This window comes from Niallia circulans NBRC 13626 (assembly GCF_001591585.1).
GTDB classification, from domain to species: domain Bacteria; phylum Bacillota; class Bacilli; order Bacillales; family Cytobacillaceae; genus Niallia; species Niallia circulans.
In genome coordinates this window covers 333,687-358,440 of record NZ_BCVE01000001.1, presented here as the reverse complement: position 1 = coordinate 358,440, position 24,754 = coordinate 333,687, and the positions used below count along the sequence as shown (strand labels likewise).

General features: G+C 34.0%; 24 protein-coding genes. 22 read left to right on the top strand and 2 right to left on the bottom strand.

Features of this window, described 5'->3' with window-relative positions; all coding sequences use genetic code 11:
- Positions 1-85 precede the first annotated feature (85 nt).
- From BCI01S_RS01940 to BCI01S_RS01875, 14 genes are all read left to right on the top strand, one after another.
- Positions 86-682: a YpjP family protein gene (locus tag BCI01S_RS01940; protein WP_047940441.1), complete on the top strand. Its 597-nt coding sequence runs from the start codon at positions 86-88 to the stop codon at positions 680-682.
- A gap of 76 nt (positions 683-758) precedes the next feature.
- Positions 759-1,340, top strand: coding sequence for a TerD family protein (locus BCI01S_RS01935; protein WP_047940442.1), 582 nt, complete (start codon positions 759-761; stop codon positions 1,338-1,340).
- Positions 1,341-1,376: 36 nt separating this feature from the next.
- Positions 1,377-2,159 (top strand): TerC family protein, encoded by a 783-nt coding sequence (locus BCI01S_RS01930; protein WP_047940443.1) that lies wholly within the window; start codon positions 1,377-1,379, stop codon positions 2,157-2,159.
- 274 nt (positions 2,160-2,433) lie between these two features.
- Positions 2,434-3,630 (top strand): HpcH/HpaI aldolase/citrate lyase family protein, encoded by a 1,197-nt coding sequence (locus BCI01S_RS01925; protein ID WP_047940444.1) that lies wholly within the window; start codon positions 2,434-2,436, stop codon positions 3,628-3,630.
- Entirely contained in the window at positions 3,572-4,930 is a 1,359-nt protein-coding gene (locus BCI01S_RS01920; protein WP_172885238.1) for a phosphoribosyltransferase family protein, read from the top strand. Before BCI01S_RS01925 ends, BCI01S_RS01920 begins: the two co-directional genes overlap by 59 nt.
- A gap of 2 nt (positions 4,931-4,932) precedes the next feature.
- A complete protein-coding gene (locus BCI01S_RS01915; RefSeq protein WP_047940445.1) occupies positions 4,933-6,051 on the top strand; it encodes a cysteine protease StiP family protein in 1,119 nt (372 codons plus the stop codon).
- Positions 6,048-6,842, top strand: a complete 795-nt coding sequence (locus BCI01S_RS01910; protein WP_047940446.1) for an HAD family hydrolase — start codon at positions 6,048-6,050, stop codon at positions 6,840-6,842. Before BCI01S_RS01915 ends, BCI01S_RS01910 begins: the two co-directional genes overlap by 4 nt.
- A gap of 822 nt (positions 6,843-7,664) precedes the next feature.
- Positions 7,665-9,314, top strand: coding sequence for a YceG family protein (locus BCI01S_RS01905; protein WP_047940447.1), 1,650 nt, complete (start codon positions 7,665-7,667; stop codon positions 9,312-9,314).
- Positions 9,311-10,414 carry a toxic anion resistance protein gene (locus BCI01S_RS01900; protein ID WP_095259065.1) on the top strand — a complete coding sequence of 368 codons (1,104 nt, stop codon included), beginning with the start codon at positions 9,311-9,313 and terminating at the stop codon, positions 10,412-10,414. The genes BCI01S_RS01905 and BCI01S_RS01900 overlap by 4 nt, the downstream gene beginning before the upstream one ends.
- 331 nt (positions 10,415-10,745) lie before the next feature.
- Positions 10,746-11,357 (top strand): TerD family protein, encoded by a 612-nt coding sequence (locus BCI01S_RS01895; protein ID WP_047940448.1) that lies wholly within the window; start codon positions 10,746-10,748, stop codon positions 11,355-11,357.
- A 61-nt stretch (positions 11,358-11,418) separates the two neighbouring features.
- Positions 11,419-11,997 carry a TerD family protein gene (locus tag BCI01S_RS01890; protein WP_047940449.1) on the top strand — a complete coding sequence of 193 codons (579 nt, stop codon included), beginning with the start codon at positions 11,419-11,421 and terminating at the stop codon, positions 11,995-11,997.
- A gap of 249 nt (positions 11,998-12,246) precedes the next feature.
- Positions 12,247-12,954, top strand: coding sequence for an anthrax toxin lethal factor-related metalloendopeptidase (locus BCI01S_RS01885; protein ID WP_061796437.1), 708 nt, complete (start codon positions 12,247-12,249; stop codon positions 12,952-12,954).
- A 30-nt stretch (positions 12,955-12,984) separates the two neighbouring features.
- Positions 12,985-13,779: a thymidylate synthase gene (locus BCI01S_RS01880; protein WP_047940451.1), complete on the top strand. Its 795-nt coding sequence runs from the start codon at positions 12,985-12,987 to the stop codon at positions 13,777-13,779.
- Positions 13,776-14,264, top strand: a complete 489-nt coding sequence (locus BCI01S_RS01875; protein WP_047940452.1) for a dihydrofolate reductase — start codon at positions 13,776-13,778, stop codon at positions 14,262-14,264. Before BCI01S_RS01880 ends, BCI01S_RS01875 begins: the two co-directional genes overlap by 4 nt.
- Before the next feature lie 259 nt (positions 14,265-14,523).
- Here BCI01S_RS01875 and trhA read toward each other — a convergent pair whose 3' ends face one another.
- On the bottom strand, positions 14,524-15,162 hold the full coding sequence (gene trhA, locus BCI01S_RS01870) for a PAQR family membrane homeostasis protein TrhA (RefSeq protein ID WP_047940453.1): 639 nt from the start codon (positions 15,160-15,162) through the stop codon (positions 14,524-14,526).
- A 199-nt stretch (positions 15,163-15,361) separates the two neighbouring features.
- Here trhA and ilvA point away from each other — a divergent pair, with 199 nt between their 5' ends.
- The 5 genes from ilvA to BCI01S_RS01845 all read left to right on the top strand — a co-directional run bounded on the left by ilvA (position 15,362) and on the right by BCI01S_RS01845 (position 21,330).
- Positions 15,362-16,627, top strand: coding sequence for a threonine ammonia-lyase IlvA (ilvA, locus tag BCI01S_RS01865; RefSeq protein WP_047940454.1), 1,266 nt, complete (start codon positions 15,362-15,364; stop codon positions 16,625-16,627).
- 256 nt (positions 16,628-16,883) lie between these two features.
- Complete coding sequence (locus BCI01S_RS01860) at positions 16,884-17,726, top strand: DegV family protein (protein ID WP_047940455.1); 843 nt, start codon at positions 16,884-16,886, stop codon at positions 17,724-17,726.
- Between the two features lie 416 nt (positions 17,727-18,142).
- Complete coding sequence (locus BCI01S_RS01855) at positions 18,143-19,741, top strand: ATP-binding protein (RefSeq protein WP_053215563.1); 1,599 nt, start codon at positions 18,143-18,145, stop codon at positions 19,739-19,741.
- Between the two features lie 193 nt (positions 19,742-19,934).
- On the top strand, positions 19,935-20,747 hold the full coding sequence (locus BCI01S_RS01850; protein WP_047940456.1) for an SGNH/GDSL hydrolase family protein: 813 nt from the start codon (positions 19,935-19,937) through the stop codon (positions 20,745-20,747).
- Positions 20,748-20,757: 10 nt separating this feature from the next.
- A complete protein-coding gene (locus tag BCI01S_RS01845; RefSeq protein WP_047940457.1) occupies positions 20,758-21,330 on the top strand; it encodes a YpmS family protein in 573 nt (190 codons plus the stop codon).
- An 89-nt stretch (positions 21,331-21,419) separates the two neighbouring features.
- Here BCI01S_RS01845 and BCI01S_RS01840 read toward each other — a convergent pair whose 3' ends face one another.
- Positions 21,420-22,178: a DUF4397 domain-containing protein gene (locus tag BCI01S_RS01840; RefSeq protein ID WP_061796435.1), complete on the bottom strand. Its 759-nt coding sequence runs from the start codon at positions 22,176-22,178 to the stop codon at positions 21,420-21,422.
- Between the two features lie 389 nt (positions 22,179-22,567).
- Here BCI01S_RS01840 and rsgA point away from each other — a divergent pair, with 389 nt between their 5' ends.
- From rsgA to msrB, 3 genes are all read left to right on the top strand, one after another.
- Complete coding sequence (gene rsgA, locus BCI01S_RS01835) at positions 22,568-23,620, top strand: ribosome small subunit-dependent GTPase A (protein WP_047940459.1); 1,053 nt, start codon at positions 22,568-22,570, stop codon at positions 23,618-23,620.
- A 171-nt stretch (positions 23,621-23,791) separates the two neighbouring features.
- The gene (gene msrA, locus BCI01S_RS01830; protein WP_082138222.1) at positions 23,792-24,325 is read left to right on the top strand and encodes a peptide-methionine (S)-S-oxide reductase MsrA; all 534 of its coding nucleotides are present in this window, start codon (positions 23,792-23,794) and stop codon (positions 24,323-24,325) included.
- A complete protein-coding gene (gene msrB / locus BCI01S_RS01825) occupies positions 24,325-24,750 on the top strand; it encodes a peptide-methionine (R)-S-oxide reductase MsrB (protein ID WP_047940460.1) in 426 nt (141 codons plus the stop codon). Before msrA ends, msrB begins: the two co-directional genes overlap by 1 nt.
- The last annotated feature ends 4 nt before the right edge of the window (positions 24,751-24,754 follow it).

The following is a 24,754-nucleotide window of genomic DNA, read 5'->3' as shown; positions in this document are numbered from 1 at the left end:
AGATTAGCTAGTAAATAATATATACTTATTCTATAAATATTTTTTCATATATTAACATCAGGATGCGGAAAGCGAGGTGTAATAAATGCCTAATTGGCTTCGTAAAAGCCTGGTCGTATTTGTTTCTATTTTAACGTTTGGTCTTGTTTCACCATCACCAGCAACCTTTTTAAATAATAATAATAATGATAAGAAACCAATTGATGAGCGAGAAGTACCATTTGCTAGAGAAAGTATCGAAGATGAAGCGATATTTGTTGATAGTACTGAGGGAAATTTCTCAAGAGCAGATTTTATCAGCAATATGATGAAGGAAGCAGAAGCACAAAGCTATTTAAAATTCGGGCCAAAAATTAAACCAGTAATTGAAGATGAATTTCGTTTAGTTGTTCTTCCAAATATGGAAAAAGCAATTAATGAAGTAACGCATATTTTTCCAGAAGAAGAGTTAAGTTATTTAACAGTAACTGAATTTCCTGCTGCAGGTACAAGTGAACGGATATTTCATATTACGAGAGATAACGAGGATATTATCCGATTTCATGTAAGAAGGGATCGTCCCCCACAGGAAGGTTATTATTTTAACTTCCATTACCACACGTATCATGATCAATTCCAAACTCATTATGCACTTGGAGAAATTTACTGGGATAAAAATACTCCGCCAAAGTGGATGAGCTAAAAAGGGGAAATTGAAACTTTTTTATCTATGATTACGTAAAGGAACTATACTGAAAAAACTTGGAGGTAGAAAGATTATGGCAATTAGTTTATCCAAAGGACAAAAAGTAGATTTAACAAAAGGCAATCCTGGTTTATCAAAAGTAATTATTGGTTTAGGCTGGGATTTAAATAAGTATGATGGCGGAACTGATTTTGATTTAGATGCTTCTGTATTCTTACTTGGCGAAAATGGAAAAGTAACAAATGATGCTGACTTTGTATTTTACAATAATCCATCAGGTGGAAATGGTGCGATTGTTCATTCCGGAGATAATCGTACAGGCGCAGGCGAAGGAGACGATGAACAAATTATCGTAGATTTAAAAAGTATTCCAGCTAATATTCAACGTGTTACTTTTACGATTACCATTCATGATGGAGAAGCAAGGAATCAAAATTTCGGACAAGTTTCTAATTCATTTGTACGTATTGTTAACGAAGAATCTAATGAGGAATTGATTCGTTACGATTTAGGAGAGGATTTCTCTATTGAAACAGCGTTAGTTGTTGGGGAACTATATCGTCATAATAATGAATGGAAATTTAGTGCTATTGGCAGTGGTTACCAAGGTGGTTTAGCTGCATTAGCAACAGACTTTGGTCTGCAAATTGGCTAAGACTTTATAAGCATATTTTAGGAGGAACCTTTTTTCATGGGGATATTTGAGACGATTATAGATACATATGCGCAGTTTTTTAACTGGCAAATGTGGGGTGAGGTACTAACAGACCCAGTCAGCTGGGGCTATATTGGAACACTTGTAATATTGGAAGGCTTGTTATCAGCGGATAATGCATTAGTTCTTGCCGTGATGGTTAAGCATTTACCACCAGAACAAAGAAGAAAGGCGTTGTTTTACGGGTTACTAGGTGCATACATATTCCGCTTTATAGCTATCGGTATTGGTGTTTATTTAATCGAATTCTCATGGGTGAAAATACTAGGAGCGGCCTATTTGGCCTATCTCTCTATTAAGTACTTCGTGGATCGTAAAAAAGCTGCGAATCAACCAGAAGACGGAGAAGAAGAGAATAAAGGAATCAACAAAAATGGAATTCTTATTCGCACATTCGGATTATTTTGGGGAACGGTAATTTCTGTTGAATTAATGGATATTGCCTTTTCAGTGGATAGTGTTTTAGCAGCATTTGGTGTCAGTAACCAAGTGTGGGTATTATTACTGGGTGGTATTCTTGGTGTGCTTATGATGCGTGGTGTAGCGGGTGTTTTCCTTAAATTAATTGATAAAATTCCAGAGCTGGAAGCAACTGCTTATATTCTAATCTTGATTATCGCAGTTAAGATGCTATTAGGCGTTTTTGATATTCACATCGAACATATTTATTTCTTCGGATTGTTAGTAATAGCATTTGGAGCAACTTTCGTTATTCACTTTAAAAATAAAAAGAAAGCAGAACAACAAGGCGAGGCTTAATAATTTTGAGGATATTTCTAGTTTCTGTCAATAGTTAGTACTAGGGATATCCTCTATTTTATTAATAAGAAAACTTCTTTGCTGTAACCCTTCCCGAAAACCTCTATAAAAACCTTATGGATGCAGCTAAAGCCATTCATAACGAAATAATACTCAAAAAATGAATTTTATAGTAAAATAGTAATAATTATCCTCTTTCAAACAAAACTATTTATTTGTGAATTTTCAGAATAGTATATAAATGGAATGAAAATACTGGAATGGAGCAAAGGAAATGAAATTATTCTCTGACTTAAATGAAAAACAATTGGAACGTCTTTTCTTCAAATTACCAGAAGAGGTGTTTAGCACTTCGGAGAAAGAAGTATTATCCTACGCACTTGCTTCGACATTGTATATGCCTGCAACTAGACCTAATATTTATCAGGACTTATTGAGAAAGAAACATCCTGCTTTAACCTCTATGGTTATTTGTCTGGAGGATTCTATTGGCGATCATGAGGTCGATTTAGCAGAAAGAAAATTAGTAGAAGAGTTAACCGATATTGATCATGCTATCCAAAATGGCTCCCTGATAAAGAGTGAATTGCCATTGATTTTTATTAGAATCCGTTCCATTGCGCAGTTTTTAAGTTTAATGGATATACTTGGTGATAAGATCGCTTTATTAACAGGTATTGTAATACCAAAATTTGAAGCAGAAGCAGGAGAAATTATTTTAAAGGAATTACAAAAATATAACAAGCTCGGATACTGTTTATATGCAATGCCGATATTGGAAACGAAAAAAATAATTGAAAAAGAAACGCGAATGAATGAGCTTCTCTCCATAAAAAAAGTGCTTGATGATTATAAGCACTTAATTTTAAATGTTAGAATAGGTGCAACTGATTTTTGTGGATTATATGGGATACGTAGAAGCCCAGAAACAACCATATATGATATTGCCATTATTCGAGATTGTATTTCAGATATTATTAATATATTTACACGGGCAGATAGTGCCTATGTTGTTTCTGGACCAGTCTGGGAGTATTTTACGACGAAAGAAAGATTTCTAATTCCTCAATTAAGAGAGACACCTTTTCGAAAACGTTATGGAAAAGCAGGAATGAGTATGCGAACACAGCTAATTGATAAACATATGGACGGATTAATAAGAGAAGTTATGATGGATATAACGAATGGATTAACAGGGAAAACGATTATTCATCCGACCCATATAAAGCCAGTTCAGGCATTAAACGTTGTTTCCTATGAAGAATATTTGGATGCATTAAATATTATGGATAGCAATAATGGAGAAATTGGTGTTATAAAAAGTAGTTTCTCCAATAAAATGAATGAAATTAAGCCTCATTTATATTGGGCGCAAAAAATTATTTTAAAATCAAAGGTTTACGGGGTGTTCCATGAAGGATTTACATACATTGACTTACTTAAACAAGAAAATTTCATTACCAATCATTGATCATTTACAGATGGACATTTATGTTAAAGAAAATCCATTTCAGCTTCCTATCGAGGACTTTTTTAAAATGGCTGCAAGAATCAATAAAAGACGGGCGTTTTTATTTGTCAGTAGACTACTGGGAAAGCATTTGCCAATAGAACCAAAAAAAGGTCTGCTAACAGGTTTTATGCTTGCAGCGAGATATGAAGAAATTATGACAGGAAAGCACTCACCGCAAAAGGAGAAATTATTGGAGATTTATCATGATTCCTCTTTGCCTTTCCTGGATAAGCCTTTTATCCAAAAAGAAGTTTGCAATCCTATTATTATTGGCTTTGCCGAAACAGCAACTGCACTTGGCCACTCTTTTTTCAAGGCTTTTAAACAAGCATCCTTTTTTCATACCACAAGAGAAAAGATTAACGAGCTGGATCCAATCATTTCATTTGAAGAAGAACATTCACATGCCACTTCCCATCGATGTTACGTAAAAACGGATATTCTTGCTAATAATCGGGAAATAATTCTCGTTGATGATGAACTCACAACTGGAAAAACAGCGATTAATATTATCCGAGATCTCCATAGAAACTATCCAAGAGATAAATATACGGTGGCATCCATTCTCGATTGGCGCTCTAATAAATGGCAATTAGAAATGAAAGCTCTTGAAGAAGAGCTGCAAATAACGGTGCAATCTGTCTCCTTATTGAAAGGTAGTTTTGAATTAGTTGGGGAGCAAATAAATCTTACACCTAAAATGGAGAGTTTGGTAACAAATGAAGGGAATCCATTGATAGAATATATTAGTCTAGAAAATTATGTGAAAGATCGCATTGTGCCATTGACGTCTTCAAATCTTGCGGGTGAGTGCAATAGCTTCCGATATTTAAAGGATACTGGCAGGTTTGGGATTCATACAGAAGAAGGAACAGATGATTGGATAAAAGAGGCTGCAAAGATGCTCAAGAAGAAGAGGAGGGGAACTAGTCTTTGTGTCGGAACAGGAGAATTTATGTATATACCCATGAAGTTAGCTAGCTTCATGGGGGAAGACATATCTTATCAATCGACTACAAGAAGTCCAATTTATCCACATAATGAAGAGCATTATGGAGCTCAAACAGCATATTGTTTTGCAAATCCAGAAGATAAAGAGATTGTAAATTTCTTATATAATGTAAAGCCTAATCAATATGATGACATATTTTTATTCTTTGAGAGAAATGTGAAAGAAGATAGCTTAAAAGAGCTGCTGACGGCATTAAAAGCAGTTCAGGTAAAAAAGATTAATATCGTCTATTTTAGCGGGAGGTAAAGATGCATTTAAACATAAATGAGCAAGTGAAATTCGGATCTTATAATAGTGAAGATGTCATTTTTCTTTTGAAAAATTTAAACGGAATTATACTAGAAGGTTCCACCGAGGAACGAGAAAAAAAGATTCAAAGTGGAGCACATTATAGCGAAACATTACCAATCGAATATAATCCACCAGAACAGTATTTACAGCTTTTTTGGAAGACACTGCATGATTATAAAGATAAGGTAGCACTTAGTACCGCAGTTGTCGCAGAGCAGATTTATCGTAAACATGGAAAACAAACGGTCTTAGTTTCATTAGCAAGAGCTGGTACTCCTATTGGGATATTAATTAAGCGATATTTAAAAGAAAAATATCATGTTTCTTTACCGCACTATAGTATTTCGATCATCAGAGACAGAGGGATAGATGAAAATGCCATTAAGTACATATTAAAAACACATAAAGGATCTGCTATCCAATTTATTGATGGATGGACAGGTAAAGGAGCTATTTCAATTGAATTAACAAAAGCCTGTGAAAGTTTTTTTAATAAATATCAGGTTCACTTAGATGATACATTAGCTGTACTGGCAGATCCAGGATACTGTACTACACTCTATGGTACGAGAGAAGATTTCTTGATACCGAGTGCTTGCTTAAATTCCACTGTGTCTGGACTTGTCAGCCGTACCGTACTAAATGAAAGATATATTCAAATGGATGATTTTCATGGTGCTAAATATTATCAGGAATTAGAGCCATATGATGTATCAAATATTTATTTAGATAAAATTACTGAGGCTTTTCAAAATATTAATTCAAAGCAAGTTGAAGAAAGAATGAATGAGAATGGCTTTGATCAATCCGTTGATTTTCGAGGGATGAAAGAAGTTCTAGCCATTAAGGAGGAATTTCATATTGAGAGCACGCATTATGTTAAACCAGGCGTTGGAGAAACTACAAGAGTCCTTTTAAGAAGAGTGCCATGGAAGGTTTTAATGAAAGATCCGGATAGTCCTTATGTGCAGCACATCGTTTTGCTTGCCGAAGAAAGAGGCGTAGAAATAATTCCATATCCCCAAATGAGCTATACATGCTGCGGTTTGATTAAAAAGGTTGTGCAAGAGGGATGAAATTATTTGCATCTGACTTAGATCGAACATTAATTTATTCCAAACGTGCTTTAGAAGAAATGGAAACTCCTTGGAATCAATCGATGATTGGGGTCGAAGAGAAGAATGGGAAGTATGTCTCTTTTATGACAAAGGAGAGCTATGGTTTATTGAAAGAGATTGCTTCCCACTATTTATTTATTCCTGTGACAACAAGAACATATGAGCAATATAAGCGGATCTTTATATTTGAAAGAGATGTACCGGTATCTTACTGTGTAACCAGTAACGGGGCAAGAATACATCATAATGGAGAAATCATGAAAGAGTGGGAAGAAAGGCTAAAGCGGAAGCTTGGTGTGGAATGTATCGAAAAAGAGGAGATATTGGAAATGCTCCGAGAGTATTCTCTCCCTGGAGAATTGAAAATTGCTGATAATCTTTTCTTTTATTATGTGCTAAATACCACTATAGACTCCGATTTAAAAATACAACTAGCAAAAATAGCAGCAGCAAATGGCTGGAATATCTCATTGCAAGGAAGAAAGCTTTACTTTATGCCGAGTCCTGTTTGTAAAGGAGAGGCAATAAAGTATATAAAGGAACGAGAAGGAATCGAGCAAACAATTGGAGCTGGAGATTCCTTATTGGATCTACCTTTTTTAAATATATGCCAAACAGCGTTTATTCCTAGGCATGGCGAGTTAATATGTGGTGAATCAAGTAGATACTCTCATAAAGCCACAGCTCATAAAGGTGCGTCTGCTGGAGAAGAAATCTTAAGAAAAGTTTATAAAGAATTTACTCTTTAACGACTCTAAGGCGACCGAATCACGGTCGCCTTAGAGTCGTTAAAGAGATGGATTTGAATGAAGATAAATATATTTTATAGATCATCAGGTGAATCTTTTATCAATTTGAGCAATAAACAATAAATGGCGACAAAGAATAAATAGCAGCAAACAAATATAATAATCCCAAATAAGATAGATTCGAAAAAGATGGCCATAAAAAAACTAATTATTAGAGAAATAAAGATTAAATCAATAAAAACATACATGTTGGAAGATAGAACATTTTGCACATAATTTAAATCTGTCTCAATTTCATGATATGTGTATTTTCGAAAAAATGATCTCATAGTTAGCACCTACTCGCCTATTGTACTGTATTATATGCACAAACAGAAGGTTAGGTGCTAAAAACACAGGTTGAAGAGTATAAAGAAAAATCTTACGAAAGATTTCAGTGTGACGATAAAATGATTTAGTAAAATTAAATGGGATTTTTATGTGCTGCTTGTGGTGGTTAGGGGGGAACTCCTGTAGGATAAGCGGGATAGCCTGAGACCTTGCAGTCTGAAAGCAGAACGCGGCTAAGCGTGAACCCCTGAAACAAAAAGCAATAACCCTATACATAGGATATACTATAGACAAACTTATAATTCTAAAATTCTGTGGGTTTATATACAGTTTAAAATCTTACGAAAGATTTCTTTTCGGACTACAAAAAATGAAACTTTTTTATTAAAAATTCGTAAATAAATATAAAGTAGAATGTTTAGTGTTTACAAGGAGCTATGCTATGATAAAGATAGAAAGTTATCTTTGGTTTAAAATTAGGAAGTGGAGAAAATGAATAAAGACTTTTATACCATTAATAATATAATACTTCCATTGTCTGAAGAAAACTGGTTTAAACTTTTGCTAAAGCCTATTAAAGAAAGACCATTATATGATACCAGTAATCGTATATTTACTTTCGGGCAGGCAGTCGTTAAACTACTGGGAATATCGCTAGACGAGGATGAATATTATAATCAGCTGTTTAATTGGATACATAAAGATAATACTGGTTTACACTTATTAACAGATGAAACACTCGATAGGACAATCGATAATCAGCATTTCCAATCTATTCAAAAAGTATTTAATCGAATGAATGAGCAGAATTTATCCATTAATCGATTTGTTGCTTTTCTTGACGGAGAGAATGTACTGATAAAATCCTCTGTTCCAGCTATTCATCGGAAATTGCGGGAAAGTTTTATTAAAGTAATTCAGCATTTCGCAGAATTGGAAGAAAACGGCTTGAAAAATAAGGATTTAAGAAGATTAGTAGTGGATATTGTAAAATGGTCGATTAATCATTTACAGCCTGTCTTAGAAGAAACCGAATTAAATGAAAATATGCCTAAGTTTCTTTGGTATGGTGATGCAAGTAAAAGTCAGTCCTATTTTATCTATTATCTCCTTACCATTGGGTGTGATATTGTAATGGTTCATCCTAATGGCACAGATATTTTAGAAAAGTTAAAGCTAGATAAGGAGCTGTTTTTTCAGCATCAATATCCACAACGGAAAGAACCTGAAAGCTTTCCTACAGAAGAAAGAAAAAGAACAGCGACTGTAGCATATCGAGCGTCAAAGGAAATTGAGAGTATACTGCATCATGAGGGATCCAATCTTTATAAACCATGGCAATTTAGAGATTATATCCCCTTTTCGGTTACCCTAAAAACTACATATGATGAAATTTTTCTTTTGGAGAAAGAGCTTGCTATGATTCGACCAAACTTTGAAGTGAAAAATGGAGAAGTGCATATCCCTGCTATTTTTGCTAAAATATTTGGTGTAAGTAAAAATCGCAAAGAATACTGGGATCGTATTCACGGAATAGTCAATCGAGAGGATACGCTATTGATTAAAGATTTTCCGTTTACAAGAGCAATTATTAGCGATTACCGATATCATTATCGCGGAGCGCTGGGAAGAAACGGTTTACTTGATCCGGAAAAGATGATGAGTGCCCATTATTGGAATTATAAACAGCTGCCAACCGGCTTACAAAAAGGGATAGCTGCTGCAATTTCAAGAGTATGCTCAAGACCAGTACTTATAAAACAATCGGATGAATCAGATGAAGATGTAGCAATTTTTCTATTTTCACAATGTTTACTTATACCAGATGAACTTTTAAAAATGCTGCAAAAATTTGATTACTCTCAAGAAGTACCAAGTATTGTATTATTTAAAACAGAAAAAAGCGGCGTATTCACGCGAGAAGATGCAGCAATGTTAATTTTAATGAATGCATTGGGTGTTGATATTATTATTTATAATCCACCTGGACATGTCGATATGGAGAACTTTATACAAGACAATTTATTTGATGCCCATTGGCTCGAGGACGTTGTATTTGATATGGAGTATAAAGAGCCATCCTTTTTGAAAAGGGGACTGTTTGGCGGATTTTTAAAGAGTAGAAAGGGAGATAATGGATGAACATGCAACCATCAAATATAAACAATGCGGATAACCAGGTCGCAGAATTATTAACAGAAGAAAAAGTATCAGAAATTAAATTAGCGCTTAGAAATGAGCCAGAAGTGCAAAAATTGGCCCAGTCTATTGATGAAAAGGATCAAATTCAGATTCTTGAATTCGGGAAAGAGCCGGCAACGCAAATTTCAAAATTCTCCGATAAAATTCTTAACAATATGAGAACTACTAAAGTGGAAGATTCCGGAGAATTATTAAAACAGCTCGGCAGAATAATGGATAAATTTGATAAGAAAGATTTTGAAGATGCGTCAAAAGGTTTCTTTGGCAAACTGTTTAAAAAAAGCGAAAAGATTATGGAAAAACTTTTTGGGAAATATCAGTCTATGGGACAAGAGATTGATAAAGTATATGTTGAAATATCGAAATATCAAAATGAAATGGTTGATTCGACGACGATGCTTGATGAAATGTATGAGCAAAATTATCAATATTATTTGACGCTCGAAAAATATGCAGTTGCAGGGGCAATGAAGTCGGAAGAATTAAAGACACAAGTGCTTCCGCAAATCGAAGCTAAAGCAACTGCTGGAGATCAATTAGCGGGTATGCAGCTCGACTCCCTTAGAAATGCGATAGAGCTCCTTGATCAGCGGGTTTATGACTTAGAAATGGCCAAAATGGTTGCTCTGCAAACAGCACCGCAAATACGTTTGCTTCAAAGAGGAAATACAAAATTAATTGGAAAGATTAATTCGGCATTTGTTACGACGATTCCAATTTTCAAAAATGGACTAATCCAAGCTGTTGCTGCCAAAAGACAAAAATTAGTCGCAGATAGCATGAGTGAACTGGACAGAAGAACAAATGAAATGCTTGTCAAGAATGCGCAAAATATATCCCAGCAAAGCGTCGATATTGCAAGACTTGCAGGAAGTCCCAGCATTAAGATTGAGACGATTGAAGAATCTTGGAATATTATTATAAAAGGAATGCAAGAAACAAAAACAATTGAAGAAGAAAATAAGCGGTTAAGAGAAGAAGGCACAAAGAAATTAGAAGAATTACAAAATAACTTTAAGCAAATGAAACTTCAAGGTTAATGAGAGAGTTAATTCCAATCACTTTTTATGAATTATCATGAGAATAATTGATAAGAAAAGTGTTTCGAAACTCTATAAAGTTTAGCTGCATTGATTGAAATGGATATATTTTCTGAGGCGAGAAATTGTCTTAGAAAATATATCATCCATCTTAACATAAATCGGGAAAGATACTAGTTTATTACTAGGAGTTTGATTGCACTTTAGAATCATAAGATAGTAGAGAAATATTAAAAGACGTTATTTTAGAGCTAAATAATCGGTGTGAATTAGTGTTAAAATAAAAAACTTTAAAAAAGTAAAATTATATCATACATAGGAGTTGGGAATATTGGCGATTAATTTGCAAAAAGGTCAGAGAGTTGATTTAACAAAAGGGAATCCAGGATTAAGCAGAATTTTAATTGGACTTGGTTGGGATCCTGTTCAACAAAATAAGGGCGGGGGCTTATTCGGTTCTCTTTTTGGTGGAGGACAGGCAGCAAGTATTGACTGTGATGCATCTGTAATTATGGTAAATGAACAAGGAAAGGTTCAAGCAAATAGTGATGTTATTTATTTTGGCAATTTAAAAAGTCGCGATGGCAGTGTAATCCATTCAGGCGATAATTTAACAGGTGACGGGGATGGAGATGATGAACAAATCCGCGTTGATTTAAGTAAAGTTCCTGCACATATACATAAACTCATATTTGTTGTTAATATTTATGATGCAGTAAAAAGAAGACAAGATTTTGGAATGATTCAAAATGCCTTTATTCGAATTGTTAACCCATTGACGAATCAATCACTTATTCACTACAATTTATCAGATGATTATGCAGGGAAAACTAGTGTAATAGCTGGAGAATTATACAGACATGGACAGGATTGGAAGTTTGCGGCTGTTGGCACAGGTACAAATGCTGGTAGTTTAGGAGAGTTGGTTAAATCGTTTTCATGATAGGGGTAAAGCAATAGTAATTTGAGGATCCATCTATTATTTGACGAGGGAGGAATAGAAATTGAGTATTAATCTTTCTAAAGGACAACGAATTGATTTAACTAAAACAAATCCAGGCTTAACAAGAGCAATTATTGGATTAGGCTGGGATATTAACCAATATGACGGTGGGGCTGGCTTTGATTTAGATGCATCGGCATTTATGGCCGATGACAATGGGAAAGTGATAAATGATGTGGATTTTATCTTCTATAATAATCTTATTCATCCTAGCGGCGGTGTGGAACATACAGGTGATAACCGTACAGGAGAAGGCGATGGGGATGACGAGCAAATCATTATCGATTTCACAAAAATCCCTGCACATGTAAGCAAAATTGGGATTGCAGTAACCATCCATGACGCTGAAGCAAGAAGACAAAATTTTGGACAAGTTTCAAATGCATTTGTTCGCGTTGTAAATGAAGATAATAATATGGAGATTCTCCGATTTGATCTAGGGGAAGATTTTTCAGTTGAAACAGCTGTGATTGTATGCGAACTTTATAAACATGGCGGAGAATGGAAATTTAACGCAATAGGTAGCGGCTTTTCTGGAGGACTTGCTGCACTATGTCGGAATTATGGTTTAGAGGTTTAATGAGGAAAACTATTAAAATTTTGTCTTGATTTTTCTCCTTGCTGACATATGTCCAAAAGAGTGAACATAGAAGTATGCGGTGATTTCTCTATGTTTTATTCTTTTGGATTTTTTTAGGAATTCTTACCCAATATTAACTAGTATTTTGCGTTGACTCCCCATGATATAATTTTAATAGATTAGTATATTCTTATCCGATGAATGAGTAATGGATAAAAAGTGCAGTCGGTTTATTGGGGAGGAAGAGGGATGAGATGGCTCAAAAGATTGGCACCAGTAGGAATGATAGCAGCAACCAGTATTCTTATGGGAAACTCACAGCTTCCAAATAATGAAACATACTTAAAAAATCTGTCTGATTTAACAGTTGTTAAAGCACATCTTTCCACCGATGCAAAAGAAAATTTAGGGAATATTATTATACTGCCTGATGCGAAGTTTGACCAAACAGAAGCAGCTACTATAATTGAAAGATTAAATAAGTTACCTCCTACTCTATTAAATAAGATACAATCTAGTGGAATAAAGGTGAAATTATTTACAGGTAAATTAACAGATAATAAAACGGCACAGAAATTCGCTGGTATTATTCCTAGAGGATACACCTCCCAAAAACCATGGGATGATGTACCTGGTATTGGGGGAGGCAAGGTTGTGCTAGTGAAGATTGGCGCAAGCGAAAAGGGAAAAGGTCATAGTTCAGTTAATTTAGAGTATCATGAATTAGCCCATTCTATTGACTATAAAATTTTAAAATATGGAAGTAAAACAGAAGGATATAAAGCAATATGGAATGAAGAAAAAAGTAGACTATTTCCAACTAGACAATATTTTCTACAATATGCGGAAGAATATTTCGCCGAAACATTTGCTATGTTTTATGTTGGTGGAACGGAAAAGGAAAAACTTTTTGAGTATGCTCCAAAAACATATCATTATATCGCTTCTATTCAATAGCTTGATTAATAAAAAAAGGGTGTTTAAAAAATGAGACAATATTTAGATCTATGCGAACATATTTTAACAAATGGTGTAAAAAAAGAAGATCGTACAGGAACTGGAACCATTAGTACGTTCGGATATCAAATGCGCTTCGATCTTTCCGAAGGTTTTCCTTTAATTACGACAAAAAAGCTTCATTTACGTTCAATTATCCATGAATTACTTTGGTTTTTAAATGGTGATACTAATGTGAAATACTTACAAGATAATAATGTCCGCATTTGGAATGAATGGGCAGATGAAAAAGGGGATTTAGGTCCTGTTTATGGTCATCAGTGGCGTTCGTGGACGACAAGAGAAGGGAATACAATTGACCAAATTTCGGAATTAATTCATGCCATCAAAACAAATCCTGATTCAAGAAGACTAATAGTGAGTGCTTGGAATGTAGGAGATATTGAGAAAATGGCATTACCACCTTGTCATTGTTTATTTCAATTTTATGTAGCAGAAGGCAAATTATCTTGTCAATTGTATCAGCGATCAGCAGATGTATTTCTAGGAGTGCCTTTTAATATAGCTTCCTACGCCTTACTAACACATATGATTGCACAAGTTTGTGATTTAGAGGTAGGAGAATTCGTGCATTCATTTGGTGACGTTCATATTTATACGAACCATATTGAGCAAGTAAAGCTGCAGCTTACGAGAGATCCTAAGCCGTTGCCACAGTTGAAAATTAACCCAAATGTAAAAGATATCTTCTCATTCGAATTTGATGATTTTGAAATTATCAATTATGAAGCCCATCCTCATATTAAAGGAGCAGTAAGCGTATGATTTCTTTAATTGTTGCCATGGATCGTAACAATGTAATAGGAGTAAATAATCAATTACCTTGGCATTTGCCGAATGATTTAAAGTATTTCAAAAGAATAACAACTGGGCATCCAATCGTAATGGGTAGAAAAACAAGGGATTCAATTGGCAGAAATTTGCCTAATCGTGAAAATGTCATCATAACGAGAAATTCTGCCTATCAGTGTGAAGGCTGCACGATTCTCCATTCTATTCAAGATTTTTATGAGTGGTGCAAAGAGAAACAGACTGAGGAAATTTTTATTATTGGCGGAGCGGAGCTTTTTGCAGAAACAATTAAGAAAACAGATAGATTGTATTTAACACAAATTGATCATGAATTTTCAGGAGATACCTTTTTTCCGGCATTAAATTGGCAGGAATGGAAGCTGGTAAGTGAAAAAAAAGGGGAAGTTGATGACCAAAATATTTACCCGCATACCTTTTTAGTTTATGAGAGAGTGTGAGAAGGGAAAGATATTTGTTTCCGTTCTGCTACAGACACTCTACCACCTATGCGAATTGAGTAAGCTTGATCTCTGTGTGGGCTATATAAAGCGTTTCTACATCCCGCAGAGAGTAGCTCCATTACACTTCATTTTAAAGTTAATAAAAAAGCCAAACAGTTATACGACAAACTTTCGTATATTGTTTGGCTTTATTTCTAGACAAGATACTTATATCCCATCCTCTTATTTACTAATAGTGTATTTTATTCACTTTTATCTATACATAAAGATACACACAAAAATACATTAAAGCACTCCCTGCTAATACGAATAGGTGCCAAATAGCGTGGAAGTAGGGAATCTTTTGCATGACATAGAAGATGCTTCCGATCGTATATAAAAGCCCGCCGCCTACGAGAAGCATAAAACCAGTTGTGCCAATGGCATGATATAACGGGACAATAGCCATTACAATCAGCCAGCCCATAATAACGTACAAAATGGTGGAAGTAACTATATATTTTTTTACATAATAACATTTAAAGACAATACCAATAATGGCCAAAGCCCATACGATTCCAAATAGTGTCCAGCCTAACCCGCCACGGATAGCAACTAAAACAAAAGGAGTATAGGTACCTGCGATTAAAAGATATATAGAAGAATGATCGAGTATCTCGAAAAAGTCCTTCACTTTCTCATGGGTAATGCTATGCAATAGGGTGGAGCATAAATATAGGATAATCATGGTTGCTCCAAAGATAGAGAAACTGACGATTCTCCATGGGTTATCTGTTTCAACAGCATTAATGATCAGCATCACTAATGCAGGTATACTTAAAAGAAAGCCAATCCCGTGGGTAATACTATTTGCAATCTCTTCTTTTAATGAGAAATCTTTAATCGAAAAATTCATAATTTTATTCACTCCTTATCCCCTAATTGTAATGGATTTCTTTCATAAAAACAAACAATTGCCGAATACGCTGCAATCAGATAATTTTACGTGGTCAAAAAAGTTTAAAAAAAATGAAAATTTAAAATTTTGTTAGTGATAAAAGAATAATTCATGATATAATGTACAAATTAAAATGGTTAGAAATGAGGGTGTGGAAATGGAACAAAATGTAATGAAAAAATGGGTGCAATTGGAGGATATTATTATTGCATACCAAGGTATTAAAGACATAGTAGCCCATACTCCCTTACAAAAAAATTATCGGTTATCCGAAAAATATGATTGCAACATTTATTTAAAAAGGGAAGATTTACAGCATGTTCGTTCCTTCAAACTAAGAGGAGCATTTTATTCCATGAAGATGCTGGAAAAAGAGAAAATGAAAAATGGCGTAGTATGTGCAAGTGCAGGGAATCATGCACAAGGAGTGGCCTATTCTTGTCGTTATTTAAATGTGCATGGAAAAATATTTATGCCTGCAACAACTCCAAAGCAAAAGGTCACACAAGTTAAAATGTTTGGCAAAGAAAATGTAGAAATTGTTTTAATAGGGGATACTTTCGATGATTCATATGTAGAAGCAGTAGCGTGTGCAGAAGCGGAAGAAAGAGCATTTATCCATCCATTTAATGATGAAAATGTTATTGCTGGTCAAGGGACAATGGCAATCGAAATGATGAATGATATTGATGTCCCGATTGATTTTGTGTTTGCAAGTATCGGTGGCGGTGGCTTAATGGCAGGGTTAAGTACATACATGAAAAGCGTTTCTCCAGCAACGAAAATGATTGGTGTAGAACCAGCTGGTGCCCCTTCGATGAAGGAAGCCTTAATTAGAAATAAAGTAGTAACATTAAATAAAATTGATAAATTTGTAGATGGGGCAGCAGTCAAGAGTGTTGGACAAAAGAATTTTGAAATTTGCAGAGATTATGTAGATGATATCGTGTTAGTGCCTGAAGGCAAAGTATGTACATCTATTTTGTCTTTATATAATGAGCATGCCATAGTCGCTGAACCAGCTGGAGCTCTTCCAGTTGCTGCGCTAGACTTGTATAAGGAAAAAATAAAAGGCAAAAATGTTGTGGTTGTCATTAGTGGTGGTAATAATGACATTGATCGCATGCAGGATATTAAAGAACGCTCTTTATTATATGAAGGTTTATTATATCACTTTATTGTTAATTTTCCGCAAAGAGCAGGTGCACTAAGAGAGTTTTTAGATGATGTTTTGGGACCTGATGACGATATTGTTCGATTTGAATACGTCAAAAAGAATAATAAGGAAAGTGGTCCTGCACTTGTAGGTTTAGAACTGAAAAATAGGGATGATTACAGAGAATTAATTGAACGAATGGATAAAAAAGGATTTCCGTATACGGAAGTGAATAGAGATTCTAACTTATTCCATTTACTGGTCTAATCCATCTAATATGGCCATGCGCGTTGTTATTGAGCGCATGGTTTTTTGAGCATGCATTTACTTTTTAAAGCGTTTTGAGTTCAGTTATTTCGTCAGAGATTGTGATGCGATTCACAGGTTACGAAATGCTTAATTTGTGGTATAGTGGATAATAGATGCTCAAAAAAATACAAAGCAGCATAGGAATATAATAAAAATAAATGTATAATAAAGTAAGCGCTTAATTGAAAAATGAATGATTAATAGGAAGTGTGAAATGAAAAAAATCAAAATTGTAACAGATTCAACGGTAGATTTATCACAAGAAATTTTAGAAAAATATGAAATTGAGGTAGTATCTTTATCTATTTATGTTGATAACAAATCATATTTGGATCGAGTAGATATTTCACCAGCGGAATTTATCGATAAGATGATAGCAGCAGATGAGCTACCTAAAACCTCCCAGCCATCTGTTGGCACTTTTGTGGAAAAATATGATGAACTTGCAGACGAAGGCTTTGATATAATTTCCATTCATATGACTGGTGGAATGAGTGGGACAGTAGAATCAGCTAAAAGTGCCAGCCAATTAACAAAGGCAACCGTCTTTGTTGTAGACTCAGAATTTATTTCTAAAGGTTTATCTTTTCAAGTATTAGAAGCAGCCGAAATGGTAAAAAACGGGCATAACGCTGCCGAAATTTTGCAAAGATTAAATCATGTGAAAAAACATACGAAACTTTTTGTTGTAGTAGATACATTAGAGAATTTAATGAAGGGCGGAAGAATAGGAAAAGGGAAAGCGTTTCTAGGTTCTTTATTAAATATTAAACCCATTGCAACTCTAGAGGACGGTGTATATACACCTGTAGCAAAGGTACGAAGTCGTTCACAAGCAGTGAAATATTTAGCTAATGCCTTTGCGGAAGACAGCATAGGAAAAAAGATCAAAGGGGTAGGCATTACACACGCTGGCAGCCTAGATGTTGCGCTTAAATTGAAAGAAGCAATAGAAAAGGCTACTGGTTTTAATAGAGTTGATATTGACTATACAACTCCTATCATTTCCACCCATACGGGACCAGGGGCAATCGGGTTTAGCTATTATATGGAATAATCATTCTTTTATTGTAGGATTCAGCAAAAGGCAGATTGCTGCTCGACAAAAAGAATGTTGTGGGTTATAGGAATATAAAAACAATAAAAGCCAAACAATCATAGGAACATCCTGTGATTGTTTGGCTTTTTCTGTCTAAATAAGTTATATCTGAAACACTTTGATTTTGTGAGGATAAATGTAGAATCCTCTTATTCATTAGAAGGAAAGAGCAATTCATACCTCCTCTTTTTTTAAAATTAGTGAATTAAAAAAATGGGGTAATTAAAGGGAATTTAAGTGAAAATGTCGAATCAACATATAAATTAAGATAACGAACATAAATAACGATATATAATTCAATTGTAATTGGGAGAAGTAGTTTCAAGTATAGTATGTCTTTTGTAACCAAGGAATATAAGAAATAGGTGGCCAGTATGATAAAAAAATATAATACTATTCCGTTTGTAAATAAATATCAAGTTGTTTCTTTTTTTCTGCCCTTTTTTCTTCTCATGCTTTTTGTAACATTCATATTCTATTACCAGTATAAAGAGTGGAAGACATATTTTGAAAAGGATGGGGAAGAAATTTTAACATTATTAAGTGATAATGTTTCCTTGCATATGGGTGAATCGAAAAGGACTGATTCTAAGCAACTACTTCATAATATAATCAACTCTCCAGATTTTAATAAAAGCATTTTGGAAATAAAGGAACGCATTTATATATCGGTATTAGCAGAAAATGAGAAGCAAAATCATATAGCTGTTATCTCACAGCAAAATCAAAAAATAGGAATTCATTATGTTGATAGACTAGCAGAAAATATAATGCCTGTATATAAGAGAACAATTACTATGCATGAAGTTCAGCACAGTAGCATATACAAACTTAATAAAGACCATTTTAAGAGTTCCTTCATTCCTATTTATGATAAAAAAGGCCATTTGGTGGGCGTTATTGGAATGGAAAGGAAACTCAATGACCAGTTCTATTTTCTGAAAAAACTCGCACTTCAAATGATATTTTTCCTTTTAATTAGCTTTATCTTTCTGTTTATTTATATAAGAAACTGGTTAAATAAAATCCTTCACCCTATTAACAAAATGATGGTAGGTTTGAATGAAATAAGTGGTGGGAATTTTGATGTTAAAATGGAGATAAATGAGAACTCAGAATTACAAGGGTTGATGAAAAATTATAATGAAGTTGTTGCTAATCTTGCGTCTCTTTTCTATCGTTTAACCAATACTGCAAAAGAGCTTGGAACAATATCAAAGGATTTTCAACTAACTACAATGGAAGAAGCACTTATGCAAATGGATAATATTGTAGATTACTTGAAAATGAATAAGGAATTACAAAGAGCGGAGAAAATGAATGCAGTTGGTCAGCTTGCTGCATCTGTTGCTCATGAAATAAGAAATCCGATGACTGTCGTCAAAGGTTTTTTGCAAATTTTTTATGCAAAAGAACATATGAGTGAAGAAGAAAGAACATATATTAAATTAATGATTGAGGAAATGAATCGCGCAGAAACAATTATTAATGATTATTTATCTTTAGCAAAGCCTGATGTGGAACAATCACAAAAGGTTGATGGAGCAGCATTGGCAAATAAAGTCATTGACTTAATGCACTCTTATGCAATGATGGGCAAAGGTATTCACTTTAAAAAGAATATTCAACAAGTATACCTAGAAGCTAATAATAATGAATTAAAGCAAGTACTTATAAATATTTTAAAAAATGCAATTGAAGCAATGAAAAATGGAGGAACGATAACTATTAACCTTTATCCAGTAAAGAAATATGGGGTATTTGAAATAGAGGATACTGGAATAGGAATGACAGAAGAAGAGATAAACCGATTAGGTACTGCATTTTATTCGTTAAAAGAAAAGGGGACTGGGATGGGTTTAATGGTTTGTTATCAGATGGTTGAGCAGATGAAAGGACATATTGAAGTACAAAGCGAAAAAGGAAGGGGCACGTTATTTAGAATTTTCATCCCTCTCTATCTTAATGAGTAAAAAAAGTAATTCTCCTTACATATGGATGAATTTAGAGTTTCCTAAAAGAAAAAGTTTAAATAAGAGAATTTTTTACTTATTTCGCAGTGATTAGGATGCATATTGGGAGCTTATTGGAAAAAAATAAGTGCATAAATTCATTTCGAATTCTCTTCAATATGCTATACTATAAAAAATGAAGGTAGGTGAAAAGATGAAAAAACCATTTACCTTTCTTGTTTTATTATTTTCTCTTTTAATGCTTGTTTCCTGCTCCAATCAGACACTCTATAATACAGAAAAAGATATGGTAGTTTTGAATAAAAAGGATATACCAGTCAGTTTTTTACCAAAAGAATTAGCAATAGTATCTGTTGGAGATTCTCTTACACAAGGTGTTGGTGACAGCACTGGAAAAGGGGGATATATTCCATATCTGCAAACTTTACTTGAAGAAACTAAAGGAGTAAATAAGGCAGATTTTTTGAATTATGGGGTAAGAGGCAACAGGTCCGATCAGTTATTAAAAAGAATTAAAACAGAGGAAGTTAGTGAGTCAATTAAAAAAGCAGATGGTGTAATTATTACTATTGGTGGAAATGATATTATGAAAGTTGTACGAAATAATATTACCAATTTGCAAATGGATTCTTTTAAGGCACAATTAAGCGAATATGAAGATAATCTAAATAATGTTTTGGCTAGTATACGAGAATACAATCCTAAAGCTGTCGTAATAGTAGTTGGGGTCTATAACCCATTTATCAAGATGTTTTCCGATATCAAAGAAATGAATCAAATTGTGGCCGATTGGAATAGTACAAGTGAAAGGGTATTAGCAAAATATGAGCATACATATTTCGTGAGTATCGAGAATATTTTTGAAAATCCAACATCAGATTTACTTTATGAAGATTATTTTCATCCTAATGACAAGGGATATCAGCTTATTGCTGAAGCCATCTATGAAAAGATGTTAACAGCGCCACTAGCTGATATACTGGAGAATTTGCAGACGGAGAATTGAGGAGAAAAGGTTGTTTAAGAACAAGTGGAAACTAGCATTTTTAACATTAGCAGGTGTTCTTGTACTTGGTATCATTTATATAGCGATAATGATATTTAAACCAGTTGAGAAGACACCGATATTAAAGCAGCAAGGAGAAGAAGTTCCATTTGCTGTTACAACAAATCGTGAGGATTTGACGAAGCTAATTAATCATTTTCTAGAAAAAGAAGGACTTAATGGTCCGATTCATTATGAAATAAATATAGCGGATCAAGTAGAGCTATATGGTACGATGCCGATTTTTCAAACAGATATTCAAATGAAATTAACCTTTGAACCAATAGCATTAGAAAATGGGGATTTATTATTAAAACAAAAAGAAATAAGTATTGGTCATCTGCCGTTACCCGTATCTTATGTAATGAATTTCATTGAAAATCAATATAATTTTCCAGATTGGGTTGATATTCAGCCAAATGAAGAAGAAATATATGTTCATTTAACTAAGATGGACTTGAAAAACGGAATGTTAGTAGAGGCGAAAACATTTGATTTAGAGCAAAATATAATTCAATTTAATTTATTGCTGCCAACTGAATAAGTAATGTATGAAAGGCTATTTCTAAAAAGTCTCCTATCCCAAATGTAAATGGATTATTGGTGGGAGATTTTGAGAATAGCCTCTTTATGCTAACAGGAAAAAATTAATAATTCACAAGTTTTTTCATCGGTTTCTTCGACAATAAATCCACTATATGTTTTATCGGCTTCTAATTGGAGAGCAGGAAATTTCTTTAATACTTCCTTTGTTTCTGTATTTCTTGCTTCTAAATAGACAGTCATTGGAAACAATCCTAAATAAGAACTTGCTCCTCTATAAGGAATGGATGGAAATACGATATCTCCTTTTTGAACGGCGATATCAATGGTTGGCAGGTTTTCTGCCAGTTGAATAATTCGTAGTTTTGTTTCGTTTGCTGGTACAATTGGAAATTCAGGAAATGAATGTATTGTGAGGTTTCTTTCATTGCCAGCAAGAGCAAAAGTATGATATGCATTACAATCAATATTCAATATTTGACTGGATAATGGATCTATCTGCTTCCCAGTTTCATATATATCCAGTTGATATTTTCCAGCAGGCAATGTTAATTCATTGCTCATCGTTTTAAAGGATACTTCTCTTAACAGACATATACCATTCATGTAAATATCAACAGCAGGCAAGTTATTAGTGCCTTGTAAAAACCTGACTTTCCCATATTCATTTTGCCTCTGGATGTCCGAGACAATAGCAGACTTACTTTCCTTCTTTAAAGCATGGGTTAAGCTTTGAAGATGCTTATGATAATAATATACATGTAATTCAGGATTCGTATATTTATAGTAATCACTTAATACGTTATACATTCCAGCTTCTTGGATGGAGTGAAAATGATCTCTTGTCATGGAACTTCCCCCTAATATTCATAATTCTCTTACTTTCCATTACGATTTAAAAGTAAATCCAGCTTGACAGATGAAGAAATGAGTCTTCTGAAAATAGAATATGCTAAAGATTAGGGAGAGTGCCTAATAAAATAGGCTTTACAATTTAAATGAATATTTATATAATAAAATTAATAAGTGAAAGGGGCTGATGTCTTATGAGTAACAATACATTTTTTAAATCGTTTATTCATATAGCATACAGCCCAAACGGTTACGTCAATAAATGAGTATTTGTCATCTATAGATAGAGGATAAGTTCTTATGTGGAGACTTCTAAATGTTTGTAGGGAAACCATGGGCTGTATGCACCATGGTTTTTTAATTTACAAATATTTGGAGGTCTATACATGGAATTAACCCAGATTGGTTTTAACGAAACTATCAAAGAAGCGTTTGAAATGGTTGCAAAGGAAAATCAAATAATTGGCAGAATTTCTTTAGAACACAAAAGAATGTATCGAGTGTGGACGGAATATGGTGAGCTTTTATGTGAAGTATCCGGAAAATTAGCATACACTGCACAGTCAAGAGAAGAATTACCCGCAGTTGGCGATTGGGTGATTGTTTCGCCGAGAATTCTTGAAGAAAAAGGAACCATTATAAACATATTACCTCGAGTAAGCAAATTTTCTAGAAAAGTAGCAGGTAATAGTACCGAAGAACAAATAGTAGCAGCCAATGTTGATACTATTTTCTTAGTTAATTCATTGAATGAAGATTTAAACATAAGAAGAATAGAACGCTATTTAACTTTAACATGGGAAAGTGGAGCAAGTCCGGTCATTGTTTTAACGAAAGCGGATTTAGTAGATGATATTAGTGAAAAAGTCACTTTGGTAGAATCAGTAGCTTTTGGTATTCCTATTATAGTAGTAAGTATTGTAAATAACATTGGATTAGAAACGTTGACAACATTTCTTTCTCCTGGAAAGACAGTCGCTTTATTAGGTTCATCTGGTGTCGGGAAATCTACTTTAACAAATTATCTATGCGGATACAATAAACAGGAAGTCCAAGGAATTAGAGAGTCCGATGCAAAGGGAAGACATACTACTACAAATCGAGAGATGGTTTTGTTGCCGAATAGTGCAGTATTAATTGATACTCCAGGAATGAGGGAGCTGCAATTATGGAATAGTGAAGAGGGTATTTCTAATAGTTTTTCTGAAATAGAAGAATTTGCAGCATATTGTAAATTCCGAGATTGTCAGCATGAAAAGGAAATTGGCTGCGCAGTAAAGCTTGCTATTGAAAATGGGAAAATCGAAGAAGAACGATTACTTAGCTATAAAAAGCTGTTAAGAGAACTGGCTTTTCTTGAGAGACGACAAGATAAAAAAGCACAATCAGATCAAAAGAAAATATGGAAAAATAGGAATAAACAATTTAAGAAGATGTAGTTACTTGATTGTTTTTATAAAAAGTCCCTTGGTCTTATGAATCAGGGGATTTACGTTTCTTTTAGAGACTTAATTTTTGCATATTTCTCTTATAAACATTAAGCTAATAGTGTGAAATCATGGAGATAAGGGAATAAAAAAGAGGAGAAAGTTATTTAGGGGGGTATAGATGTGAAGGAAAATGTAAAAGTGGCAACATTTGCAGGAGGATGTTTCTGGTGTATGGTTAAGCCTTTTGATCAGGAGCCAGGGATTATCAAAGTTGTTTCTGGGTATACAGGAGGACATAAAGAGAATCCAACCTATAAAGAAGTTTGTTCTGAAACGACGGGACATTATGAAGCAGTCCAAATTACATATGATCCAGATGTTTTTTCATATGAAAATTTGCTTAGTATTTATTGGCAGCAAATTGATCCAACTGATGCAGGGGGGCAATTCTATGATCGCGGTCAATCCTATCAAACAGCAATCTTTTACCATAGTGAGGAACAAAAGCAAGCAGCTGAAATATCTAAACAACAATTAGAATCAAGTGGTAGATTTAGTAAACCGATTGTAACAAAAATTCTTCCAGCATCTACTTTTTATCCTGCGGAGGATTATCACCAGGATTATTACAGAAAGAATCCTGAACATTATAATCGTTATCATATTGGATCAGGACGTGCAGCATATATTCAAGAGAATTGGAGAGATGAGTAATGGAAAAAGACAAACTAAAAGAAAAATTAACACCCATACAATATGAAGTAACACAAAACAATGGAACAGAACCACCATTTCGTAATGAATATTGGGATGAATTTGGTGATGGGATTTATGTCGATATTGTTTCAGGAAAACCATTATTCAGTTCCCTTGATAAATATGATGCTGGCTGTGGATGGCCAAGTTTTACAAAGCCAATTGATGAAGAAGAATTAACGGAAAAGAAAGACACTAGTCATGGAATGATACGCACAGAAGTGAGAAGTAAGGAGGCTGATTCTCATCTTGGTCACGTATTTAATGATGGTCCGCAACCTACAGGCTTACGATACTGCATGAATTCAGCAGCGATGAAGTTTATACCAAAAGAAGAATTGGAAGAAAAAGGATACGGTAAGTATTTAAGTTTATTTAGATAATAGA

Bases quoted from the DNA above. Each gene is read 5' to 3' on its own strand.
- BCI01S_RS01940 (WP_047940441.1), top strand. From the start codon at position 86: ATGCCTAATTGGCTTCGTAAAAGCCTGGTCGTATTTGTTTCTATTTTA.
- BCI01S_RS01935 (WP_047940442.1), top strand. From the start codon at position 759: ATGGCAATTAGTTTATCCAAAGGACAAAAAGTAGATTTAACAAAAGGC.
- BCI01S_RS01930 (WP_047940443.1), top strand. From the start codon at position 1,377: ATGGGGATATTTGAGACGATTATAGATACATATGCGCAGTTTTTTAAC.
- BCI01S_RS01925 (WP_047940444.1), top strand. From the start codon at position 2,434: ATGAAATTATTCTCTGACTTAAATGAAAAACAATTGGAACGTCTTTTC.
- BCI01S_RS01920 (WP_172885238.1), top strand. From the start codon at position 3,572: ATGAAGGATTTACATACATTGACTTACTTAAACAAGAAAATTTCATTA.
- BCI01S_RS01915 (WP_047940445.1), top strand. From the start codon at position 4,933: ATGCATTTAAACATAAATGAGCAAGTGAAATTCGGATCTTATAATAGT.
- BCI01S_RS01910 (WP_047940446.1), top strand. From the start codon at position 6,048: ATGAAATTATTTGCATCTGACTTAGATCGAACATTAATTTATTCCAAA.
- BCI01S_RS01905 (WP_047940447.1), top strand. From the start codon at position 7,665: ATGAATAAAGACTTTTATACCATTAATAATATAATACTTCCATTGTCT.
- BCI01S_RS01900 (WP_095259065.1), top strand. From the start codon at position 9,311: ATGAACATGCAACCATCAAATATAAACAATGCGGATAACCAGGTCGCA.
- BCI01S_RS01885 (WP_061796437.1), top strand. From the start codon at position 12,247: ATGAGATGGCTCAAAAGATTGGCACCAGTAGGAATGATAGCAGCAACC.
- BCI01S_RS01880 (WP_047940451.1), top strand. From the start codon at position 12,985: ATGAGACAATATTTAGATCTATGCGAACATATTTTAACAAATGGTGTA.
- BCI01S_RS01875 (WP_047940452.1), top strand. From the start codon at position 13,776: ATGATTTCTTTAATTGTTGCCATGGATCGTAACAATGTAATAGGAGTA.
- trhA (WP_047940453.1), bottom strand. From the start codon at position 15,162: ATGAATTTTTCGATTAAAGATTTCTCATTAAAAGAAGAGATTGCAAAT.
- ilvA (WP_047940454.1), top strand. From the start codon at position 15,362: ATGGAACAAAATGTAATGAAAAAATGGGTGCAATTGGAGGATATTATT.
- BCI01S_RS01860 (WP_047940455.1), top strand. From the start codon at position 16,884: ATGAAAAAAATCAAAATTGTAACAGATTCAACGGTAGATTTATCACAA.
- BCI01S_RS01855 (WP_053215563.1), top strand. From the start codon at position 18,143: ATGATAAAAAAATATAATACTATTCCGTTTGTAAATAAATATCAAGTT.
- BCI01S_RS01850 (WP_047940456.1), top strand. From the start codon at position 19,935: ATGAAAAAACCATTTACCTTTCTTGTTTTATTATTTTCTCTTTTAATG.
- BCI01S_RS01840 (WP_061796435.1), bottom strand. From the start codon at position 22,178: ATGACAAGAGATCATTTTCACTCCATCCAAGAAGCTGGAATGTATAAC.
- rsgA (WP_047940459.1), top strand. From the start codon at position 22,568: ATGGAATTAACCCAGATTGGTTTTAACGAAACTATCAAAGAAGCGTTT.
- msrB (WP_047940460.1), top strand. From the start codon at position 24,325: ATGGAAAAAGACAAACTAAAAGAAAAATTAACACCCATACAATATGAA.